Source organism: Pararhizobium sp. DWP3-4 (genome assembly GCF_049898205.1).
Lineage (GTDB): Bacteria > Pseudomonadota > Alphaproteobacteria > Rhizobiales > Rhizobiaceae > Pararhizobium.
The window spans coordinates 768,069-788,822 of the sequence record NZ_JAFCXF010000002.1 but is presented as its reverse complement, the minus strand read 5'-3'; the positions used below and the strand labels follow the sequence as shown (position 1 = coordinate 788,822).

Annotated in this window: 21 protein-coding genes; 11 read left to right on the top strand and 10 right to left on the bottom strand. The window is 61.3% G+C overall.

Annotation, left to right across the window (positions count from 1 at the left end; translation table 11 throughout):
* Nucleotides 1-56: 56 nt before the first annotated feature.
* Nucleotides 57-371: a YkgJ family cysteine cluster protein gene (locus tag ACP7E6_RS09100; protein ID WP_426229375.1), complete on the bottom strand. Its 315-nt coding sequence runs from the start codon at nt 369-371 to the stop codon at nt 57-59.
* A gap of 178 nt (nt 372-549) precedes the next feature.
* The gene (locus ACP7E6_RS09095) at nt 550-1,356 is read right to left on the bottom strand and encodes a phosphodiesterase (RefSeq protein ID WP_426229374.1); all 807 of its coding nucleotides are present in this window, start codon (nt 1,354-1,356) and stop codon (nt 550-552) included.
* Nucleotides 1,357-1,689: 333 nt separating this feature from the next.
* Between ACP7E6_RS09095 and ACP7E6_RS09090 the strand changes: the two genes are divergently transcribed.
* Complete coding sequence (locus ACP7E6_RS09090) at nt 1,690-2,724, top strand: proline racemase family protein (protein WP_426229373.1); 1,035 nt, start codon at nt 1,690-1,692, stop codon at nt 2,722-2,724.
* Nucleotides 2,725-2,858: 134 nt separating this feature from the next.
* Here ACP7E6_RS09090 and ACP7E6_RS09085 read toward each other — a convergent pair whose 3' ends face one another.
* A complete protein-coding gene (locus tag ACP7E6_RS09085; RefSeq protein WP_426229372.1) occupies nt 2,859-3,749 on the bottom strand; it encodes a tetratricopeptide repeat protein in 891 nt (296 codons plus the stop codon).
* A 223-nt stretch (nt 3,750-3,972) separates the two neighbouring features.
* Between ACP7E6_RS09085 and ACP7E6_RS09080 the strand changes: the two genes are divergently transcribed.
* Nucleotides 3,973-4,596, top strand: a complete 624-nt coding sequence (locus ACP7E6_RS09080; protein ID WP_426229460.1) for a FecR family protein — start codon at nt 3,973-3,975, stop codon at nt 4,594-4,596.
* A gap of 6 nt (nt 4,597-4,602) precedes the next feature.
* On the opposite strand, the gene ACP7E6_RS09075 is transcribed toward ACP7E6_RS09080, so the two are convergent.
* Nucleotides 4,603-6,459, bottom strand: coding sequence for a CHASE2 domain-containing protein (locus ACP7E6_RS09075; RefSeq protein ID WP_426229371.1), 1,857 nt, complete (start codon nt 6,457-6,459; stop codon nt 4,603-4,605).
* Nucleotides 6,460-6,463: 4 nt separating this feature from the next.
* Nucleotides 6,464-7,168 carry a Crp/Fnr family transcriptional regulator gene (locus ACP7E6_RS09070; RefSeq protein WP_426229370.1) on the bottom strand — a complete coding sequence of 235 codons (705 nt, stop codon included), beginning with the start codon at nt 7,166-7,168 and terminating at the stop codon, nt 6,464-6,466.
* Nucleotides 7,169-7,461: 293 nt separating this feature from the next.
* Between ACP7E6_RS09070 and ACP7E6_RS09065 the strand changes: the two genes are divergently transcribed.
* Nucleotides 7,462-7,845, top strand: a complete 384-nt coding sequence (locus ACP7E6_RS09065) for a DoxX family protein (RefSeq protein WP_426229369.1) — start codon at nt 7,462-7,464, stop codon at nt 7,843-7,845.
* A gap of 74 nt (nt 7,846-7,919) precedes the next feature.
* Here ACP7E6_RS09065 and ACP7E6_RS09060 read toward each other — a convergent pair whose 3' ends face one another.
* Together ACP7E6_RS09060 and ACP7E6_RS09055 are read right to left on the bottom strand one after the other, a co-directional pair.
* Nucleotides 7,920-8,348, bottom strand: a complete 429-nt coding sequence (locus tag ACP7E6_RS09060; protein WP_426229368.1) for an RbsD/FucU family protein — start codon at nt 8,346-8,348, stop codon at nt 7,920-7,922.
* The gene (locus ACP7E6_RS09055) at nt 8,348-9,580 is read right to left on the bottom strand and encodes an ROK family transcriptional regulator (RefSeq protein ID WP_426229367.1); all 1,233 of its coding nucleotides are present in this window, start codon (nt 9,578-9,580) and stop codon (nt 8,348-8,350) included. Before ACP7E6_RS09055 ends, ACP7E6_RS09060 begins: the two co-directional genes overlap by 1 nt.
* Before the next feature lie 300 nt (nt 9,581-9,880).
* Between ACP7E6_RS09055 and ACP7E6_RS09050 the strand changes: the two genes are divergently transcribed.
* The 8 genes from ACP7E6_RS09050 (at nt 9,881) to ACP7E6_RS09015 (ending at nt 17,221) form a co-directional block, all read left to right on the top strand.
* Nucleotides 9,881-10,906: a sugar ABC transporter substrate-binding protein gene (locus ACP7E6_RS09050; protein ID WP_426229366.1), complete on the top strand. Its 1,026-nt coding sequence runs from the start codon at nt 9,881-9,883 to the stop codon at nt 10,904-10,906.
* Nucleotides 10,907-11,010: 104 nt separating this feature from the next.
* Nucleotides 11,011-12,069 carry an ABC transporter permease gene (locus tag ACP7E6_RS09045; protein WP_426229365.1) on the top strand — a complete coding sequence of 353 codons (1,059 nt, stop codon included), beginning with the start codon at nt 11,011-11,013 and terminating at the stop codon, nt 12,067-12,069.
* Entirely contained in the window at nt 12,069-12,857 is a 789-nt protein-coding gene (locus tag ACP7E6_RS09040) for an ATP-binding cassette domain-containing protein (RefSeq protein WP_426124048.1), read from the top strand. Before ACP7E6_RS09045 ends, ACP7E6_RS09040 begins: the two co-directional genes overlap by 1 nt.
* Nucleotides 12,858-12,859: 2 nt before the next feature.
* Entirely contained in the window at nt 12,860-13,489 is a 630-nt protein-coding gene (locus ACP7E6_RS09035; RefSeq protein WP_426229459.1) for a nucleoside triphosphate hydrolase, read from the top strand.
* Nucleotides 13,490-13,614: 125 nt separating this feature from the next.
* On the top strand, nt 13,615-14,667 hold the full coding sequence (pyrC, locus tag ACP7E6_RS09030; RefSeq protein ID WP_426229364.1) for a dihydroorotase: 1,053 nt from the start codon (nt 13,615-13,617) through the stop codon (nt 14,665-14,667).
* Nucleotides 14,668-14,865: 198 nt separating this feature from the next.
* Nucleotides 14,866-15,432, top strand: coding sequence for a glyoxalase superfamily protein (locus ACP7E6_RS09025; RefSeq protein WP_426229363.1), 567 nt, complete (start codon nt 14,866-14,868; stop codon nt 15,430-15,432).
* Nucleotides 15,433-15,521: 89 nt separating this feature from the next.
* Nucleotides 15,522-16,220: an orotate phosphoribosyltransferase gene (locus ACP7E6_RS09020; RefSeq protein WP_426229362.1), complete on the top strand. Its 699-nt coding sequence runs from the start codon at nt 15,522-15,524 to the stop codon at nt 16,218-16,220.
* Nucleotides 16,221-16,294: 74 nt separating this feature from the next.
* Nucleotides 16,295-17,221, top strand: coding sequence for a carbohydrate kinase family protein (locus tag ACP7E6_RS09015; RefSeq protein ID WP_426229361.1), 927 nt, complete (start codon nt 16,295-16,297; stop codon nt 17,219-17,221).
* Nucleotides 17,222-17,444: 223 nt separating this feature from the next.
* On the opposite strand, the gene ACP7E6_RS09010 is transcribed toward ACP7E6_RS09015, so the two are convergent.
* The 3 genes from ACP7E6_RS09010 to pgi form a co-directional block, all read right to left on the bottom strand.
* Nucleotides 17,445-18,488 (bottom strand): glycosyltransferase family 4 protein, encoded by a 1,044-nt coding sequence (locus ACP7E6_RS09010; RefSeq protein ID WP_426229360.1) that lies wholly within the window; start codon nt 18,486-18,488, stop codon nt 17,445-17,447.
* Nucleotides 18,489-18,671: 183 nt separating this feature from the next.
* The gene (locus tag ACP7E6_RS09005) at nt 18,672-18,914 is read right to left on the bottom strand and encodes a DUF6894 family protein (protein ID WP_426229359.1); all 243 of its coding nucleotides are present in this window, start codon (nt 18,912-18,914) and stop codon (nt 18,672-18,674) included.
* Nucleotides 18,915-19,050: 136 nt separating this feature from the next.
* Complete coding sequence (gene pgi, locus ACP7E6_RS09000) at nt 19,051-20,676, bottom strand: glucose-6-phosphate isomerase (RefSeq protein ID WP_426229358.1); 1,626 nt, start codon at nt 20,674-20,676, stop codon at nt 19,051-19,053.
* Nucleotides 20,677-20,754 lie beyond the last annotated feature (78 nt).

Here is a 20,754-nt window from a genome sequence, read left to right as displayed (position 1 = left end):
ATCCAAAAAACCGTACACTATGCGGTCATATCGAAATCGAACCGGACGATCCCGCGTCAGAGCAAGACTTTCTGGGATAATTTATGGCGCGCCATCAGGCATTCGTCGTCACCCGGCATGCAGGTGCGGCAGACGATCGGGCGCACCGCATAAATCTTGCAACCGACATGGATGCCGAGCTTGCCATCGAGCGCCGAACAGCGATTGTCCTCGCAGCGCATGCCGCCGAGATCGGCAGAAACATATTCAGCGGGGATAAGGTCCAGCTCCTCGTCTGTTTCCAGCGAAAAACGCGGCCAGTCTTCGGAATAGCTGCAGCAGGCGCCACAGCTCTGGCAGTCGAAATCATCAGCGGGAACGGCAAGGGTCATGCGGGCAGGGTAGCATGAAATTGAGGAGGGGTGGAAGGCTGTGGCTTCCTCTTCTCCCCGGCGGGGAGAAGGTGCCCGAAGGGCGGATGAGGGGGAACGGCATACTCAAAGTGCGTCGAACCGCCCCCTCATCGCCTCACTGCGTTCGGCACTTCTCCCCGAGGGGAGAAGAGAAAAACTAAGCCACGGTCGCTTCCCGGACGGCGATCTCGTAATCCTCCGTATGCACCAGAATGCCCGTGTCCGTCATGACGGCGATGCCGTAGGCGGCGGGTTCGTCGACGGAGAGCGAGGCGTCGGGGGCGTCGAAAGGCATCGGCTGCTGGTGGACCGGGCTCTTGAACACCGAGAACAGAATGCCCCGGCTGGAACCGGAGATGGTCCGGTGAACATGGCCGGCGAAGATATGCAGGACATTGCCCCGGCGCTTCACCACGTCGTAGAAATCCACCTCGTTGATCAACCGCATCAGGTCGATGCCGGTAAACCCGGTGGCGTGCGGCGGGTGGTGCATGAACAGCAGCACCGGCAAGTCGCCGGCGGTTTCCAGCTGACGGTCTAGCCAGGCGAGGCGTTTGGTGCAGAGGAAACCGGCATGGCTGCGCGGATAATCGTAGGGCGGCGCAAACAGCGTATCGAGGATCACGGCGCGGCAATCCGGAAAGTCGATGACGCGCTGGACGAAGCCATCCTCGTCCGTGGCAACGTCCGGAAACACATCAGTGAACGTTTCCCGGTGGTCATGGTTGCCGACGGTGATGGCGAGCGGCGGGATGAACTGGTCCAGCAAGGTCTTCAGCCGCTCGTAGGAGGGCCGGTCGGCGCGGTGGGTCAGGTCGCCCATGATGATCACCCGCTCCGCATCGGCATGGTGGCGGTTGACATGCTCGACGCCGGCGGCAAGCCGTTTGAAAGGATCAAGACCGATGATCGACTGCCCTTCCGGTACCATGTGGAGGTCGGTAAAGATGATCAGCTTCGTCATTTTGCAGAAATCCGATTAAAAAAGAAAACTCTAATTAATGTCGACACGCTGTCGGTGGATGGCGCGTGCGTCAAGCAACATATTTGGGAGGATTCAAATCAGCGCGGGCTTCAAATGGCGCATTCCCATATCCGATACCGTTGTCCCGATGGACGCCATAATGTCGCAACGTCGTTGACGGTCCCGGCTTCGATCCGAGATTGCAGGGTTTTTCCGGGGCCAGTCCGATAGCGTCTAGGCAAAGTGGGCTGGCTGATATATCACAGATTCAGGTCGGTTTTTCGATGTGACGGGCGTTGGTTCTCCCGGGTCGAGGATGCAAGGAGCGATGGGATGAGATGGAAGCGCACGATCCAGTTGCTGGATGTTCATTGCGAAGGTGAAATCGGCAAGGTCGCAATCGGCGGCGTGCCGAAAATACCGGGCAACACCATTGCCGAACAGTTGCATCACATCAACACCGTCGATGACAGCCTGCGCCGGTTCCTTTGCCTGGAACCTCGCGCTGCGTCGATCGGGTCTGTCAATCTGCTGGTGCCGCCGAAGCGGCCGGAGGCGGATGCCGGCTTTATCATCCTGCAGGCCGATCAGGCGCATGCGATGTCCGGCTCCAACTCGATCTGCGTCACCACGGCGCTTCTGGAATCCGGCATTGTCGAAATGAAGGAGCCGGAAACGGTCGTCATGCTCGATACTGCGGCCGGTCTCGTCAAGGCGACGGCCACCTGCCGGGACGGCCGATGCGAGCGCGTCAAGCTCACCATGGTGCCGTCCTTCGTGCATGAGCTGGATGTCGAGATCGACACCCCGGATTGGGGCCGCATCAAGATGGACATTTGTTATGGCGGCATCTTCTATGCGCTGGTCGATGTGGCGCAGATCGGCACCACGATCGAAAAGGCCAATGCCCGCAAGATTGTCGAGGCCGGCATGATCCTGAAGGATCTGGTCAACCGCACCATTCCCGTCGTCCATCCGGAAATCCCCGAGATCAAGGGCGTCGCCTATGTGATGTTTCGCGATACCGAGGCTGATGGTACGGTGCGCACCTGCACGACGATGTGGCCGGGCCGCGTCGATCGTTCCCCCTGCGGCACCGGCAGCTCGGCCAATCTGGCAACGTTGCACGCCCGTGGGCTGGCAAAGGTCGGCGATGTCTTCAAGTCGCGCTCGATCATCGGGTCCGAATTCGAGGTTGGTCTCGAAAGCGTCACGGAAGTGGCCGGGCGTCCGGCGATCATCCCGACCATTTCGGGACGCGGCTGGACCTTCGGCCTGCATCAGGTCGCACTCGACCCGTTCGATCCGATGGCCGATGGCTTTGCACTCACCGACACCTGGGGGCCGCAGGCGGGCGAAATTCGCTAAGCGAAAAGGTTAGTTTGCGCTTACGGTTTGCTGTTTGACTGTCCGTTGGGACGGGTAATTCAATCCGCCCCAACGGACGGCGCTGGGTTCTCCGGCGTGAGCAGGCCGGGGCCTCTTTCTGGGGTAGGGCGGCCTCACTTCACACGGTCAGTCTTCGGCATGGCCAGACTTGCCTGTTCGCTCAGTTCGACGCTGCTCGTGATGGCGGTATCAATCGCCGGCTGGGCGATCTTGCCCTGTGCGAACGCATCGCCCTTTTCCGCAGCCCGGCCGAACATCGCGGTCGCAGCAGAGGCATTCGCTGGCATGCCTTCGCCGCTCTCCAGCATCAGGCCGAGATTGACCATCGCATCGACATTGCCGCGATCTGCGGCCAGCTTGTAGAACTGCGCGGCCTTGCCGTTGTCCTCCGGGATTTGCGTGCCTTCGTCCAGCATGACGGCGAGGTTGAAGGCGCCCAGATTGTCCTTGGCGATAGACGCCCGCTCGAACCATTGCGCGGCGAGCGCACCGCTGGCCGAGGTGCCGATGCCGTCGCGGTAGGCTACGCCGAGATTATAGGCGGCGAGGATGTTTCCGGTGGCAGCCGCCTTCTGGTAGAGCGCGAACTCGGTTGCGTGGTCGCCGCGTTCGCCGAGCATCACGGCATAGTTCACCATCGCAACCGCATGGTTGCCTTCGGCCGCCTTTTCCAGCATCGCCACGGCCTGCCCGCGCTGGCCGGCGGCATGGAGCACGCGGGCAAGCTCAAAGGTCTGGCGCGGCCCGCTGCCCTGGTTGTAGGCTTCGCGGCAAGCCGAAAGGGCGATGCCGATGCGGATATCCTCGGTCGCCACGGGACGAAAGGCCAGGTTGCGTTGCAGGTCATGTTCGCTGCCGGCTTCCGCGTCGCATTGGTCTGCCGGCAGCAATGCCGGGGCGGCGCGGGCGGGGGGAATGGCGATCGCTGCGATCGAAACCAGGCTCACGACGGTGAGCAGGATGGCATTGACGGCCGAAATGCGCTTGCTGGGTCCGTTTTTCATGGCGTTCTCCTTGGCGTTTGTGTCACCCTATGGCGCGGGCCGGGCCGGCGCTGTTCCCCGGGAAACAGCGCCTGGAGCCGCCGGGCAGGAGGATGGGGATGACGCCGGGCAAGAGCGAAATCCGAGGGGACGTCAGACGTCTCAATCGAGGAAGCGGGGTTTTCGCCGGAAAACCGGATTGTTTTGGTCAAGGAGCAAGGACATGACGCCAGACATTCAAGTGCTGCGGCAAAGCCTGATCGGGCGGCGGGCATTCATTGCCGGTTGCGCGCTGGTCGCAGGCGGTCTTGCTGCCATACCGACCCAGGCAAGCACGGTGATCGGCAAGGCATCGGACGTGCGTGGCAAGGTCAATCTCAAGCGAGCGGAAAAACAGGAAGGGTTGGCGACAGGCGGGCAGATCATGGACAATGATTTTGTCGCCACCGGCAGCGACAGTTTCGCCGACCTGGCGCTGGTCGGCGACACGCGCATTCTGCTCGGCAGCGAGACGGAGCTTCTGCTCGACAGCTTTATCGCCGGTCAGGGCGGCACAATGGAACTCGGCATGGGCCAGATGGTGTTCGACCGGCCGGAAGGCCTGCCGAAAATCGATCTGGCGCTGCGCACCACGTTCGGCATGATCGGCGTGCGGGGTACGAAGTTTTTCGCAGGCCCCAATCGCGGCGTCTTTGCCGTTTTCGTCGAACATGGCCAGGTGGCGGTCGATGCCGGCGGCGTCCGGCGGCTGGTCGGTGCCGGTGAAGGCATCGAGATCGCCAAGCCCGGCGATGCGCCGAACAAGACCGTGAAGTGGAAGGAAGCCCGGATCGTCGAGGCCTATGCCAGTGTCGGCCTGAAGCGCTGACAGCAGTCAGGCCTGGCTGGTGAACAGTTCCATCTCGCCAAAACCGCGGATTTCGTGCATGCCGACCGAGCGCAGGGTGCGGCCGCTCTCGACGGCGGCCTGCGGGCCGATGCAGATGGCGGTGCCGAGGAACTTGTTGGCCTCCTGAAGCCGGGCTGCAAGATTGATGCAGTCGCCATGAGCCGTGTAATCCAGCTTGCCGCCGGCGCCGACCTCGCCAAGCACGGCAATCCCCGTTTCGATGCCAATCCGGGTGCGGCCGAACTGGTGCTCGGCAAAACCCGGACGCTGCCGCATTTCCTCCGTCAGAGCCCGGATCGCCTCGGCGCAGTCGATCGCCTTGTTGACGTGATCGTTCAGATCCTCCGGCGCATTGAAGAAGGCATGCACGGCATCGCCCACCACCTTGTCGACCATGCCCCCATAGCGCGCCACCAGGCCGTTGACCTCGGCATAGTAGATATCGAGCAGGGTGACGAGATCGCGCGGCGCCAATTTCTGGGATAGCGTCGAAAAGCCTTCGATATCGGTAAACAGCGCAGTCACCGGGCGTTCTTCTCCTGCCACCCGGTCGTCATCCGGATTGTCGATATAGCGGGCGACGACGGATTGCGGCAGGTACTGCGAGAATTTGCTGCGCGCTGTCGATTCCGCCCGCCGGACGCGGGCGAATTGCAGCGTGCTGGTCACGACAAGTACGAAGATCAGAGCAAGGCTGATGCCGACGGCATCGACCAGCAGCGCGGACCCTGCATAGATCGCCGCAGCAGCAGCGATCGTGGCCGAGATTGCCAGAATGCCGAGGGCAACGGAGGTGACCGGCCGCAGACGCGTGGCGACGAAGGCCACCAACAGCCCGCCGATCAGGGCCAGTGCCGCTTCGAACAAAGCAAGCTTTGCCTGCCTTTCCGGGATGAAACCGGTCAGCACCGCATTGGCGATGTCGGCATGGATCTGCACCGATGGTTCCAGCGGCATGGAGGCGGTGGAGCGCAACCCGCCGAGATTGGGCAGGCTGCTGCCGATCAACACCGTCTTGTCCTTGAAGCGCGCGTCCGCAACGCCGCCGCTCAAAACATCGCCTGCCGACACCGTGCGTGCCTCGATGGCTGCAATGGGGCTCGCGGCAAAACGCAGGCTACCGTCCTCATCCAGTTCGATCAGCCGGCTCTCAAGCTTCAGCCACGCGGGTTGTCCGCCGAGGATCGGCGTGTGTCCACCCTCAGCCAGGCGCGCGGCTTCAAGTCCCAACGCCGGATAGGCGTCGTTGCCGATGATCGAGAAGGCCTGGACACGGCGGATGCGGGCATCCTCGTCGCCGACCAGAAACGCGGCCGCTGCCGAGTGCGACGCCGTCTGCAGGAAGCTGCAGGAGGCTTCCGCGGCGTTGATGAACCAGAGATCGGGAATAGTGACCGGTTTGCGGACGGCAACCGGCGGCACCGGCGCGGGGTGTTCAGGTCCGCCATCGGCGATCAGGAAACCGAGAATGACCGGCACGCCGGAAATCGCCTGTGCCAGCGCGATATTGGATGGTTCCGCCGGATCGCAGGCCGTGCTGAAGATGAAGTCGATGGCAACGGCCCTGGCTCCGGCCTTGGACAGTCTCGACAGCAGATCGGCCGTCTCGGCCCGGCCCCAGGTCTTGTCCGTCGACTGCTGCATCGATTTACGGTCGACGTCGATGACGACGATCTCTCCGGATTGTGGTGCGGGGACCCATTGGGTGAGGGAATCGAAAAACTGTTCCCGCTGCGTTTCCAACGCCGGTCCACCGTAGAAGAACAGCAGCAATGCGCCGAGAAGGCTTGCGGCTGCACCCGCAAAAAGCGGCCTGATCCGGGACAGGCGGAAACTTTTCAACGGGTTATTCCTCTTCCGGTTCTGCGATCTTCTGCAGGCGGCCGATATGGCAACTGATGACACCATCGAGCCGCTTGATCGCAGCACTTTCCTCCAGCGCCAGAATGGCCCGGTTCACCTTGGGACGGCTGGCGCCAAGTATGCCGGCAATATCGGATTGGCTGAGCGTGATGCGCAGATTGGCGCTTTCGGGTAGCTCGTTGCCGTGAATCTGCTTCAGCGTCGCCAGGAAGAACCGTGCCACGCGGGCGTGCAGATCGTAGAGCGCGATGGTTTCCAGCCGGTCCGTCGTTTCGCGCAGCTGCAGGCAGAGATAGCGGATGATCGACGCGGCGGCGTTCGGTGTATGGGTGATGAAGTCGAGGAAGGATTTCTTGCTGATGACATAGCCTTCGGTTGCGGTGATCGCGGTCGCATCGGCGGAGCGGGGCTGGTTGTCGAGAATAGCCATTTCGCCGAAGAGCGCGCCCGCCTCGATATGGCGCAGCAGCAATTCGCGGCCCTGGGGCGTGATGAGCGACAGCTTGATGCGTCCGGACAAAACGGCAATCATGTAATTGCCTTCATCGCCGCGTTGAAAAATCACCGTTCCCGGTGTCCATTTACGATAGATCGCAAGTGCTGCGATCGCAGAAATCGTCTCCTTGTCGAATTCCTCGAAAATCGGAAAGGAACGCCAGAAGGCCGGACTCTTGTTGATCTCGCTCATTTGCTTCCCCGTCCGCCAATGCATTGCTTCCCCGCCGAAATTCTTCTCGCAGTCTTCAAGGCGTTGCAACAAAAAATACGATCGAAACCGCAATGTCCGGGGATATGCTGGCGATAGTCGAGTGGATTCGCCGTCGCAATGCTGCTCTACCTGCGTGACCGTTTACTCGGTTGACGATCTATGTGGGTCGTCTACTTATTGTGAACGATCTGTCTCCGGCCCATGGGCTGGATGAATTTGGAATTGCTGATAAATCTGTCGGCAACAATGAACCCAAACCGGAGTCTCTTCCAATGCCGCAGAATGCAGTCCTCCTCGTCGCACGTATCCTTCTGTCCATCCTCTTCATCGTCGCCGGTTACGGCAAGCTCACCGCGCTCGGCGGCACCGCCGGCTATTTCGGCAGCATGGGCCTGCCGCTCCCGATGGTCACGGCCATCATCGTCACCGCTGTCGAATTGCTCGGCGGCCTCGCCATCCTCCTTGGCCTTTTCACCCGTCCGGCCGCCTACATCCTGGCGCTCTTTTGCGTTGCCACGGCGTTTATCGGTCATGGTGATTTCTCGGTTGCCGGCAACGACATCCACTTCATGAAGAACCTTGCCATGGCAGGCGGCTTCCTGTTCGTCGCCACGTTCGGTGCCGGTGCTCTCTCGGTCGATGCCAAGCGCGCCTGATTGCTGATTAGTCGATAAAAAGCCCGCCGATCGACGAAATCGGCGGGCTTTTTCGTGTCTGTCGTTCAAGGCAGTCAGGAGTAGATGACGCCCTTGCGCAGGATGACATTGCCATAAAGCCGCGGTTCGCTGGTCTGGACGACGGTATGGGCGGCGCGGACCCGCGGATAGAATTCCGGCCCCAGCAGCGGCGCGACCGCCCTGTCCGGTTCGTATTTGGCGCAGCAGGCGATAATGTCCCGATGCACCGGGTCGAGCGCATCGCGGTCCTGCTTCACGGTGGCGCGGAAAATGGCCGACGGCACGAAATCGTCGATCGGCAGCAGGCTGAGGATCGCATCGAGAACCGGGATCAGATGATGCCCGTCGAGCCGGATCAGGCGGCGGCCGTGTTCCTGCCCGGGATAGTTGCCATCGACCAAAGCAATTTCATCGCCGTGGCCCATGGCGCGCAGTGTCGCCAGAAGCTCGGGGCTCAGGAGCGGGTTTAGACCTTTCAGCATCAGGCAGTTTCCTTGAAAAGAACGTTGGTATCGATGAGGTAACGCGAGAACAGCGGCAGGCTGGCGCCGCCGATGGCGCGGGCCTGGGCGCCGACCGCCCCCTCGATGATATCTGGCAGGATGACGCCCTCGAGATCAAGGTCGCCGGCCGCGTTGCGGATTGCCGCGACGATGCGCTCGCGCACCCAGCCGGGAAAACCGCCGTCGATGACGGCGGCGCCGAAATCGATGATCGAGGCGGAGGAGACGATGGCCTGCGCCAGCGCCGCTGCGGTCAGCTGGATCCAGGTTTCCAGCGGCTCGCCGAAATCGATCCATTCATCGGCCGAATACCAGAGCGGTTTGGGATCGATACCTTTCTCCCGCAGCAGATTTTCGAGTACGAAGATCGAGGCGATCTTCAACAGCTGCTGCGGCTTGCCGTTCTTGTCGGACACCTGCAGCGGGCCGACGGCGCCGGCCGTTCCGGAGCGGCCGGAAAACAGCGCCGAGTTGAGCACGATGCCACCGCCGATGAACGAGCCGATATAAAAATAGATGAAATCCGGATAGGAAGAACCGACCCCGAAGATAAGCTCGGCGCCGCAGGCGCTGGTGGCGTCGTTCTGCATCAGCACCGGGTGATGGGTGCGTGCCGCCACCTCGTCGCGCAGGTCAAAACCGCGCCAGCTGTTCATCGCTTCACGCGGAGCGCCGGTCTCCTCGGCCCAGCTCCACAGCTGGAAGGGAGTGGCGATGCCGACGCCGGCGATGCGCGCGCGCTGCTCCCCGGTCAGCATTTTTTCAAGTTTCGGTATGCCCTCGACGATGAAAGATAGAATATCGTCCGGCATCGGGTAGGCGTGCGTCTGATGCAACTGCAGGCGGATATTGCCGACGAAATCCATCAGCACGAGATCGCAACTGCGCCGGCCGATCTTGACGCCGTAGGAATAGACCGCATCCGGGTTGAGCCGCATCGGGATGGAAGGCTGGCCGACGCGGCCGCGCACCGGCTCGCCGCGAATGAGCAGGTCGTCTTTCTCAAGCGCCCGCATGATGACGGTAACAGTTTGCGCCGACAGGCCGGAACGCCGGGCGATATCGGCTTTCGAGAGGCTGCCGTGGCGGCGCACCAGCGACATGACCAGCCGCTCATTATAGGCGCGCACGCGGGTGAGATTGGCGCCGCCCCCCGGGTCGAAGACGTCCGGAACGGTCGATGCACCGCCGGAACCGGCTTGTGATGTCATGCCCGTTTCCTCCTAAAGCGCGATCTCCTATCCGGACTGGGTTGTTCCGGACTGGCCTCCTGGTCACGCCTTTCACTTTGTTTCTTGGGTGCATTGCAACCACGAGAGGCGCATGCACATTTTCTGCGCAGAGAATGGCACAGATTTTTAATAATTCAATTTGATTTATTTATTGACAGGATTTTGTTTTGATGTTTGTTTTGTGTCCGGAAGCGCCACCCGCTCAGAGGAGATGATGCGGTGGGCGAAGCCCGACGGGCCGGTTCGCCGGTGCCATTTTTCAATCCTTGGGAGGATTTCATGAAGAAGACTATTGTTTCCGCCGCTCTTGGCGCCCTGGCGCTCGGCGTCGTATTTTCAGCCCCTGCCCAGGCCGCCGATGTTTCGGCCTGCCTGATCACCAAGACCGATACCAACCCCTTCTTCGTCAAGATGAAGGAAGGCGCCGAAGCCAAGGCCAAGGAGCTCGGCGTTGACCTGAAGTCCTACGCCGGCAAGGTCGACGGCGACCATGACAGCCAGGTTGCAGCCATCGAGTCCTGCATCGCCGATGGCGCCAAGGGTATCCTGATTGCTGCTTCCGACACCAAGGCCATCGTCGATCAGGTCAAGAAGGCGCAGGACGCCGGTCTTCTGGTCATCGCGCTCGACACCCCGCTCGATCCGGCCACCGCTGCCGACGCGACCTTTGCGACGGACAACCTGCAGGCCGGCAAGCTGATCGGCGCCTGGGCCGCCGCGACCCTCGGTGACAAGGCCAAGGATGCCAAGATCGGCTTCCTCGATCTCGTTCCGTCGCAGCCGACTGTCGACGTTCTGCGCGACCAGGGCTTCATGATCGGCTTCGGCATCGATCCGAAGGATCCGGCGAAGATCGGCGACGAAGACGATGCGCGCATCGTCGGCCATGACGTGACCAACGGCAATGAAGAAGGCGGCCGCACCGCCATGGAAAACCTTCTCCAGAAGGATCCGGACATCAACGTCATCCACACGATCAACGAACCGGCCGCAGTTGGCGCCTATGAAGCGCTGAAGGCCGTCGGCAAGGAAAAGGACGTCCTGATCGTTTCCGTTGACGGCGGTTGCCCCGGCGTGAAGTCGGTGGCTGAAGGCGTTATCGGCGCGACATCGCAGCAATATCCGCTGCTGATGGCCTCGCTCGGCATCGAAGCCATTGCCCAGTACGCCAAGGACGGCACCAAGCCGAAGCCGACTGCTGGCAAGGACTTCTTCGACACCGGCGTTGCTCTCGTCACCGACAAGCCTGCCAAGGGCGTCGAGTCGATCGACGTCAAGGCCGGCACGGACAAGTGCTGGGGTTGATGCTCTAGGGCTTTGAGCACAGAATGAATATGGAAGGGCGGTTTCAGGGCCGCCCTTTTCAACAACCGGTTGGTAGGCCGGGCTCTTGGGAGGGAGGCGTTGTCATGACAAGCGTCCAGGAATTCGAAAAAACACTCGATCAAAGCGACAAGTCGGTCGCTTCATTCGAAGATCGTTCGCCGCTACGGCGCATTCAGCATTTTCTGCATTCGACACCGGCCGCCATTCCGGCGATCGTGCTGATATTTTCCATTATCGTGTTCGGCGTCCTGAAAGGTGAGCGGTTCTTTACGGCCGGCACCTTGACGTTGATCCTGCAGCAGATCGCCGTCGTCGGTATTCTCGGCGCGGCACAGACGCTGATCATCCTGACGGCGGGTATCGACCTGTCGATCGGCGTGATCATGGTGCTTTCGGCGGTGGTCATGGGCAATTGCGCCGTGACCTACGGCCTGCCGGCACCATTGGCCATTCTGGCGGGTTTCGTCACCGGCACCGTCTGCGGCATGACCAACGGTTTCCTGGTCTCACGAATGAAGTTACCGCCCTTCATCGTCACGCTGGGCACCTGGAACATTATCGCGGCGATCAACTATATCTACTCGGCCAACGAGACCATTCGCCGTGCCGACATCGAAACCGCTGCACCGCTGCTGGGTCTGTTCGGCGCCAGCTTCAAGATCGGTTCGGCCGTCTTCACGCTGGGCGTGATCATGATGGTGATCACCGTGGTGGCACTCTGGTATGCGCTCAACCACACCGCCTGGGGACGCCACGTCTATGCGGTCGGTGACGATCCGGAAGCGGCGGAACTGTCGGGTATCCGGGTCAAGGGCGTGCTTCTCGGCGTCTACGGCCTTGCCGGGGCGATTGCAGCTCTTGCTGCCTGGGTCTCGATTGGCCGCAACGGCTCGATCTCGCCGTCCTGGGCGGTCACGGATTACAATCTGCAGGCCATTACGGCAGCGGTGATCGGCGGCATCTCGCTGTTCGGCGGACGCGGCTCGATCCTTGGCACTCTCTTCGGCGCGCTCATCGTCGGCGTGGTGTCGATGGGCCTCAACATGCTTGGCGCCGATCCGCAGTGGAAAGTCCTGTTGACCGGTGTCCTCATCATTACGGCTGTCGGCGTCGACCAGTGGATCAGAAAGGTAGCAGGCTGATGGAACCTCTTCTCACCGCACCCCTCTTGACGGCAAGGGGTATCGTCAAGCGCTATGGCCGCGTCACCGCGCTGGACCAGTCCGATTTCGACCTCTATCCCGGCGAAATCCTCGCCGTCATCGGCGACAACGGTGCCGGCAAATCCTCGCTGATCAAGGCGATCTCGGGGGCGGTCCATCCGGACGAAGGCGAAATCCGGCTTGATGGCAAGGTCGTCAACTTCCGGTCTCCGCTGGAGGCACGCGAAGCCGGCATCGAAACCGTCTACCAGAACCTGGCGCTTTCGCCGGCGCTGTCGATCGCCGACAACATGTTTCTCGGCCGCGAGATCCGCAAATCCGGACCGATGGGGTCGATCTTCCGCATGCTCGACCGGCCGAAGATGGCCAAGATCGCCCGTGACAAGCTTTCCGAGCTCGGGCTGATGACGATCCAGAACATCAACCAGGCGGTGGAGACGCTGTCCGGCGGCCAGCGCCAGGGCGTTGCGGTTGCACGTGCTGCGGCGTTCGGCTCCAAGATGATCATTCTTGACGAGCCGACGGCAGCCCTCGGGGTCAAGGAATCGCGCAAGGTTCTCGAACTCATCCTCGACGTGCGCTCCCGCGGCCTGCCGATCGTGCTGATCTCGCACAACATGCCGCATGTGTTCGAGGTGGCCGACCGCATCCATATCCATCGGCTTGGAAAGCGCCTCTGCGTTATCAATCCGAAGGACTATACGATGTCGGATGCCGTCGCCTTCATGACCGGCGCCAAGGTGCCGCCTGAGGCCGCCGCCGCATGACCATGACGCTTGCCGCCATCGCGGATAGCATTGTCGAAAAGGCAGGCACGTCGCCCCGCTTCATCGTCGCCATTGCCGGCCCCCCCGGGGCCGGCAAGTCCACGCTTGCCGATGCGCTGCAGGAAGAGTTGACGCGTCGCGGCGAAAAGTCCGCCGTGCTGCCGATGGATGGCTTTCACATGGACAACGGCATTCTCGAAGAGCGTGGTCTGTTGAAACGCAAGGGCGCGCCGGAGACTTTCGACGTCCGCGCCTTTATCGATATCGTTTCGGCGGTGCGCAGGACGGATGAGGAGGTTCTCGTCCCGGTGTTCGACCGCGCCCGCGAAATCGCCATCGCGTCGGCCAGGCCGGTATCGCCTGAAACACGGATCATTCTGGCGGAGGGCAACTACCTGTTGCTCGACGAGGTACCCTGGTCGCGGCTCGACGGCATGTTCGATCTGTCGATCTTCGTCGGCCCACCTTATGCGGTTCTGGAAGATCGGCTGCGGCAGCGCTGGGTCCACTATGGGCTGGATGCCGCCGGCATCGAATGGAAGCTCTATGGAAACGATCTGCCCAACGGCAAACGGATCATCGACAATTCGCGTGCCGCCGATATCGCCATCGAGTTTTTCGAAACGGCCTGATGCCGGGCAATCGATCATTGTTTTCCGCCACACAATGATGCTATCGGAGCCTTCGGTCAGCGCAGGCTCCGAGCCCCCTGTTGCCGGAAGCTGTCCGCGAAAAGATTGCGTCTGGAGAATCCGTCATGAGCCCACAGCCCGTCACCGAACTGACGATCCGCCGTCCCGACGACTGGCATCTGCATCTGCGCGATGGCGGTATGCTCAAGGGCGTCATCGGCGATACCAGCCGCCACTTCGCCCGCGCCATCATCATGCCCAATCTCGTGCCGCCGGTGGTGACGACTGCCGATGCGACCGCCTATCGCGAGCGCATCATGGCCGCATTGCCGAAGGGCGATCGTTTCGAGCCGCTGATGACCCTTTATCTCACCGAGGGTACCCACCCGGATGACGTCGAGGCCGGTCATGCCAGCGGCCTGATCAAGGCCGTCAAGCTCTATCCGGCCGGTGCCACCACCAATTCGCATGGCGGCGTGCGCAACTTCGAAAACGCCATGCCGGTGCTGGAGCGCATGGCCAGGATCGGCCTGCCGCTCTGCGTCCACGGCGAGGTGACGACGCCTGAAGTTGATATCTTCGATCGCGAAGCCGTCTTCATTGAAACCGTGCTGGAGCCGTTGCGCGCCCGCCTGCCGGAATTGAAGGTGACGATGGAGCATGTCACCACCAAGGACGGCATCGATTACATCAAGGCGTCCAAGAGCAATCTTGCCGGTTCGATCACCACCCATCACCTGATCATCAACCGCAACGCCATCCTGGTCGGCGGTATCCGTCCGCATTATTACTGCCTGCCGGTCGCAAAGCGGGAACTGCATCGGCTTGCGCTGCGGTCCGCAGCTATATCCGGCGACGGCCGCTTCTTCCTCGGCACCGATTCAGCCCCGCATGTCGATCCGTTGAAGGAATGCGCCTGCGGCTGCGCCGGCATCTACACCTCGATCAACACCATGAGCTGCCTTGCCCACGTGTTCGAGCAGGAAAATGCGCTGGACAAGCTGGAAGCCTTCACCTCGCTGAATGGCCCGGCCTGGTACGGTCTGCCGGTCAACGACGAGACGATCACGCTGCGCAAGCAGGCGGCGGCCGTCACATTTCCGGAAAAGATCGAGACGGAGGCCGGCACGGTCACGGTGTTCGATCCGATGTTCCCGTTGCATTGGCAAGTGGTCTGAGCGATCCGGCTTGATAGCGGAGAAAACTTCGCCTAACACTGGCGCCGGCCGGATGCGGCCAGCCGCCCCGCAGTGCTCCGGCACGAATGGTGAATGCATCCATCCAAACCTTCTCATCCTTGCCTTTGGCGTTGATGGCGAACGGGTCAGCAGAGCGGGCACTGATCGTCCTGTTTGCCGCCACACGGAGGATGAACCATGCGCGATTTTCGCGATGCGAAACTGATGGCAAAGGTGCTCAGACAGGCCTTTGTGGATCGCAATACCAGTCTTTCCCACAGCGAAGCCCTTGAAATCGTTGCCGGCCAGTTCGGCTACGATCAATGGAATATCCTGTCGGCAAAGATCGATGCGGTGGAAAAGCCGACGCAAAAGCAGGACGGTCATGTCGGCATCAAACCGCCGATCCCGATCTTCCGCATCTTCGACGTCGCCAAGGCGATGGAGTTCTATTGCGGCTTCTTAGGCTTCACGCTCGATTGGGAACATCGGTTCGGCGACAATTTCCCGCTCTATTGCCAGGTCACCCGGGAAGACATGATCCTGCATCTGAGCGAACATGCCGGCGACGCAAGCCCCGGCGCCCGCGCCTTCGTCCGTGTCGGGGATGCGGCAGCATTGCAGGCGGAACTGGCGGGCAAGAACTATCGCTACATGAAGCCGGGGGTGAAAAAGGCGCCTTGGGGGCTGGAGGTCGAGGTGATCGATCCCTTCAACAACCGCATCACCTTCTGCCAGCAACAGGGCGAGAACCAGAACGATTGATTTCGGCGGCGCCCTCCACCTCTGGCATTGCGCGGCCTGACCTGCTATGCGGCGGGGGATAAAAATCCCGAGCTGCAGGAGCCCCGCCGATGATCCAGACATCCTTTCCCGACAAGGCCGTGATGGCCGGACTCGTCGCCAAGATGCTCTGGGAAATCAAGGCGGTGCATTTCAGTGCCGACAAGCCCTACAAGCTTGCGTCCGGCATGGCGAGCCCGGTCTATATCGATTGCCGCAAGCTGATCTCCTATCCGCGCATCCGCTCGGCAGTGATGGATTTTGCCGCAGCCACCGTGCTGCGCGAAGCCGGTTTCGAGCAGTTCGACGTCATCGCCGGGGGCGAAACGGCGGGCATTCCGTTTGCGGCGATGCTGGCCGAACGCCTGGCGCTGCCGATGATCTATGTCCGCAAGGCCCCGAAGGGCCACGGCCGCAATGCCCAGATCGAAGGCCATATGCCGGAAGGCGCCCGCGTTCTCGTCATCGAGGATCTGACGACGGCCGGCGGCTCGATGTTCAAGTTCATCGACGCCATCCGCGCCGCCGGCGGCGTGGTCGATCACGGCATGGCGCTGTTCTACTACGACATCTTCCCGCAGGCTCGCGGCGAGATGCTGGACAAGGGTGTGACCCTGCACAATATCGCCACCTGGCGCGATGTGCTTGATGTCGCCAAGCAGCAGAAATTGTTCGACGAAAAGACCCTGTCCGAGGTCGAGGCTTTCCTCAACGCACCGCTCGAATGGTCCGGCCGCAATGGCGGCGTCAGCGAGCTTCCGGCAGCCTGAAAACGGCGCTGGAATTTTGGCGCGCTTTGGTTTAAATCGATTGAAATAATATCCATGATGGGGAGGACGTCGCCGTGATCGTTTGCTGTGGAGAAGCCCTGATCGACATGCTGCCGCGCCAGACGACGGCGGGCGAAACGGCGTTTGCTCCCTATTCCGGCGGCGCGATCTTCAATACGGCCATCGCGCTTGGACGCCTCGGCATCCCCACCGGTTTCTTCACCGGTCTCTCCGACGACATGTTCGGCGATATGCTGCGCGAGACGCTGAAATCCAGCAATGTCGATTTCGCTCCCTGCGCGACCCTGCCGCTGCACACCACGGTCGCCTTCGTCAAACTGGTCAACGGTTCGGCAACCTATGCCTTCTTCGACGAGAACACGGCCGGCCGGATGATCACCAAGGACCACCTGCCGGCGCTTGGCGATTTCTGCGAGGCGCTGCATTTTGGCGCGATCAGCCTCATCCCCGAACCGTGCGGCTCGACTTACGAAGCGCTGATGACCCGAGAATATCAGAAGCGGGTGATTTCCTTCGATCCGAATATCCGCCCCGGCTTCATCAAGGATGCCGAGGCCCACAAGGCCCGCATGCTGCGGATGGCTGAGATGTCCGACATCGTCAAATTTTCCGACGAGGATCTCGACTGGTTCGGCGAAGAAGGCACGCATGACGAACTGGTGGCCAAATGGTTGCAGCGCGGCCCCAAACTCGTCGTCATCACCAAGGGCGCCGATGGCGCCGATGGTTATACGTCACGTGGCAAGGTCTCGGTTTCGGGCGAAAAGGTCGATGTCGTCGATACGGTGGGCGCCGGCGATACGTTCGATGCCGGCATCCTGGCATCGTTGAAGATGAACAACCTGCTGACCAAGCAACAGGTCGCGAACCTTAGCGAAAGCGCCGTCCGCGACGCATTAGCGCTGGGTGCCAAGGCCGCCGCTGTCACCGTCTCACGCGCCGGAGCAAACCCGCCGTGGAGCTACGAGATTGGTCTTTAATCCACCTCCCCCTTGAGGGGGGAGGTCGTCGCGAAGCGGCGGGTGGGGGTGACGATCGCAACTTCAGTGTCATCGGGAGATTTCATATCATTCCACCCCGGCACTGCGTGCCGACCCTCCGCCTCAAGGGAGGGTAAGAGAACGCTTTCGGCTATCTGTTGCGGTAACTCGACATTCGCTAAGAGGCCGCAGGCTGCACCGCAAAATAAGCTGTCCCGGCCGTCTACATCGGCCGCAACCGGCAGCCGCGCCCGGCAAAGGCGCTGCGGGGCACGCCGGCGAGGTTCGAGAGAAACTGGCGGGCGCATTCGCTCCAGCTGAAGGTCAGCGCCTTTTGCCGTGCTTCCTCACGTGAAAGCGTTAGCGCATCAAGCGCTGCCTGCCTGAGATCGCTGGACAGTACACCGCCGCCATCGCCCAGAATGTCCTTCGGTGCCGTCACCGGAAACGCGGCAACCGGGCAGCCGCTGGCGAGTGCTTCCAGAATGACATTGCCGAATGTATCGACCCGGCTCGGAAAGACGAAGACATCGGCCGAGGCGTAGATCGCCGCAAGTTCCGTGCCCAGGCGTTTTCCTAGAAAATGCACATCCGGATACCGTTGCCGTAACGCCGCGAGATCAGGCCCGTCGCCGACGACAAGCTTGCTGCCGGGCAGATCGAGATCGAGGAAAGCAGGCAGGTTCTTCTCCACGGCAACGCGTCCGACATTCAGGAAGATCGGGCGGGGAAACGGAAGGTCCTGACGGCGTGCCGGATCAAACAGCGTGGTATCGATGCCCCGCGTCCAGCGCTTGATATTGTGAAAGCCGTGGGCTGCCATTTCTGTTCCGAGCGAAGCGGTCGCCACCATCATGCCATTGCCGGAATTATGAAACTGGCGCAGCCACCAGTAGCTCCAGCTTTCCGGGATGGGCAGCCGGGCGCTGACGAATTCGGGAAACCGGGTGTGATAGCTGGTCGTGAACGGCAGCTTCCGGCGCAGACAAATGCCCCGCGCCACAAGACCAAGCGGCCCTTCCGTCGCGATATGGATGTAGTCCGGCGCCACCGCGTCGATCTCGCCCGCCACCTGCCGCCGCATCGGCAGTGCCAGCCGGATATCGGAATAGAAAGGCAGCGGAAAGGTCGCAAAACGTTCCGGTGTCAGGAAGTGGATGGCAATGCCCTGTTCCTTCAGGGACCGGGCGAGCTCATCAAGCGTGCGCACGACGCCATTCACCTGCGGATGCCAGGCATCGGTGACAACGAGAACGGTTTTTTCCATAAGAGGCCTCGACGGGGCTTTGCCACCTGCCGGAAAGAACCGGCTGACCTCGAATCAGGTGACGGCTGCATTTGGCCCGTTTGATCATGCTCTGATGACAGGCGGATGATCGGCCGTGTTGACGAATGGCGGGATTGTTTTCTTCGAAGAAAGGGGGAGGCAGGAAGGGTGGCGCCTTGGCGCTTACCGTCCGATCAACGCCAGTTGCTCATATCCGCGGCCGGCTGAAGCGGCAACGATAGCCAGGACAGGCCCTTCGAAGGTGCGCACATGGACGGTGAGCGAGCGATAATCAGTATCGCGGCCGATCTTGTCGGCAATCCTCTGGCCGTAATAGACGGCGGAACCGACGTCGAAATGATCGACGCCGTCTTCATCGACAACCTGTTCGCCGTCGAAATGCAGATCGAAGAAATAGTGTTCCACGTTATGCCCTGAACCCGTGCGCCGCTGGAGATTTCTCCGGCTTGAGGACGCGCGTTCAGGGATATCGCATTGTGTCCGAATACAGGCTGAATTGCGCGTTCAGCCTGTATTCATCGCTGTCCTGCGGCGCTGGCCGTTATTTCGCAGCCTTCAACAACGCGGCAACCAGTCCGGCGGTCGAGCTATCATGACCGGCCGCGCTTTCCTTGCCTTCGACGACCGGCAGCAGGCCCGTCGCCAGTTCCTTGCCGAGTTCGACGCCCCACTGATCGAAGGAATTGATGTTGAACAGCGCGCCTTCGACGAAGACGCGGTGTTCGTAGAGTGCAATCAGTCGGCCGAAGGTAAAGGGTGTCATCTCGTCATAGACGAGGGTCAGCGACGGGCGGTTGCCGGTGAAGACCCGGTGCGGCGCGATACGCTCGATAAAGTCCTTGTCGAGACCTTTCGAGGCCATCTGTGCCTTGGCTTCCGAAAGTGTGCGGCCCTTCATCAGGGCTTCGGATTGGGCCAGGCAGTTGGCCATCAGCAGCTGGTGCTGGTGGCGTAGATTGGTCTCGTGGCCGTTGGCGGCGATCATGAATTCGGCCGGAATGATGCTCGTGCCCTGATGGATCAGCTGGTAGAAGGCGTGCTGGCCGTTGGTGCCTGGCTCGCCCCAGACAACCGGGCCGGAATTGCCTTCAACCGGTGTACCGTCGAGCGTAACGCCCTTGCCGTTCGATTCCATGTCGAGCTGTTGCAGATAGGCCGGGAACCGCGACAGGCGCTGGTCGTAGGGGAGGATGGCGCGCGTGGCGTAGCCGAGCACGTTGCGATGATAGAAGCCGAGAAGGCCAAGAAGCATCGGGATATTTTCGCGCAATGGCGCCGTGCGGAAATGGTTGTCGATCGCGTGGGCGCCGGCCAGGAACTCGCCAAAGTTTTCCTTGCCGATGGCAATCATCAACGGCAGGCCGATCGCCGACCAGATCGAGTAACGGCCGCCGACCCAGTCCCAGAAGCCGAAGATGCGGTCCGCTTCGATGCCGAACGCGGCGACCTTGTCGAGCGCGGTCGAGACGGCGCAGAAATGATGGCCGACAGCCTTTTCGCCGAGCTTTTCGGCAATGAAGGCGCGTGCGGTCGCGGCATTGGTCATTGTCTCGATGGTGGTGAAGGTCTTGGAAGCGACGATGAACAGCGATGTTTCTGCGTCGAGCAGCTTCAGCGTGTCGGCGATATGCGCACCGTCGATATTGGAGACAAAATGCAGTCGGGGACCGTCGTGATTGGGTGCCAGCGCCAGCGTCGCCATGACCGGGCCGAGATCGGAGCCGCCGATGCCGATATTGATGACGTCGGTGATCTTCTTGCCGGTCGCGCCTTTCAGCGCGCCCGAGCGGATGCCGTCGGAGAAGGTGCCCATAGCCGCAAGCACGGCGTTGACATCCGGCATCACATCCTTGCCGTCGACCAGAACCGGTGTGTTGAAACGGTTGCGGAGTGCGGTATGCAGAACAGCCCGGCCTTCTGTGATGTTGATGATATCGCCGGCAAACATCGCATCGCGCTTATCCGTGACCTTGGCCGCCTTGGCGATTGCCTCCAGCCCGTCCAGCACCTGCTCGTTGACGGCGCATTTCGAATAGTCGAACAGCATGTCGTCGAGCGTCACGCTGTATTTGGCGAAACGCTTGGGATCACTGGCGAAAGCAGCCCGGATATCTGTTGCGTTGGTGTCGGAAACGGTGGATTTCAGCTGTTCGACAAGCGCGCTCATGGCAGGGTTCCTTGCATTGCGGAAGGGTTGCGATAGCTAGTCGCTTTGCCCTTAGCAAATCAAGAGCGTGCTTATAAA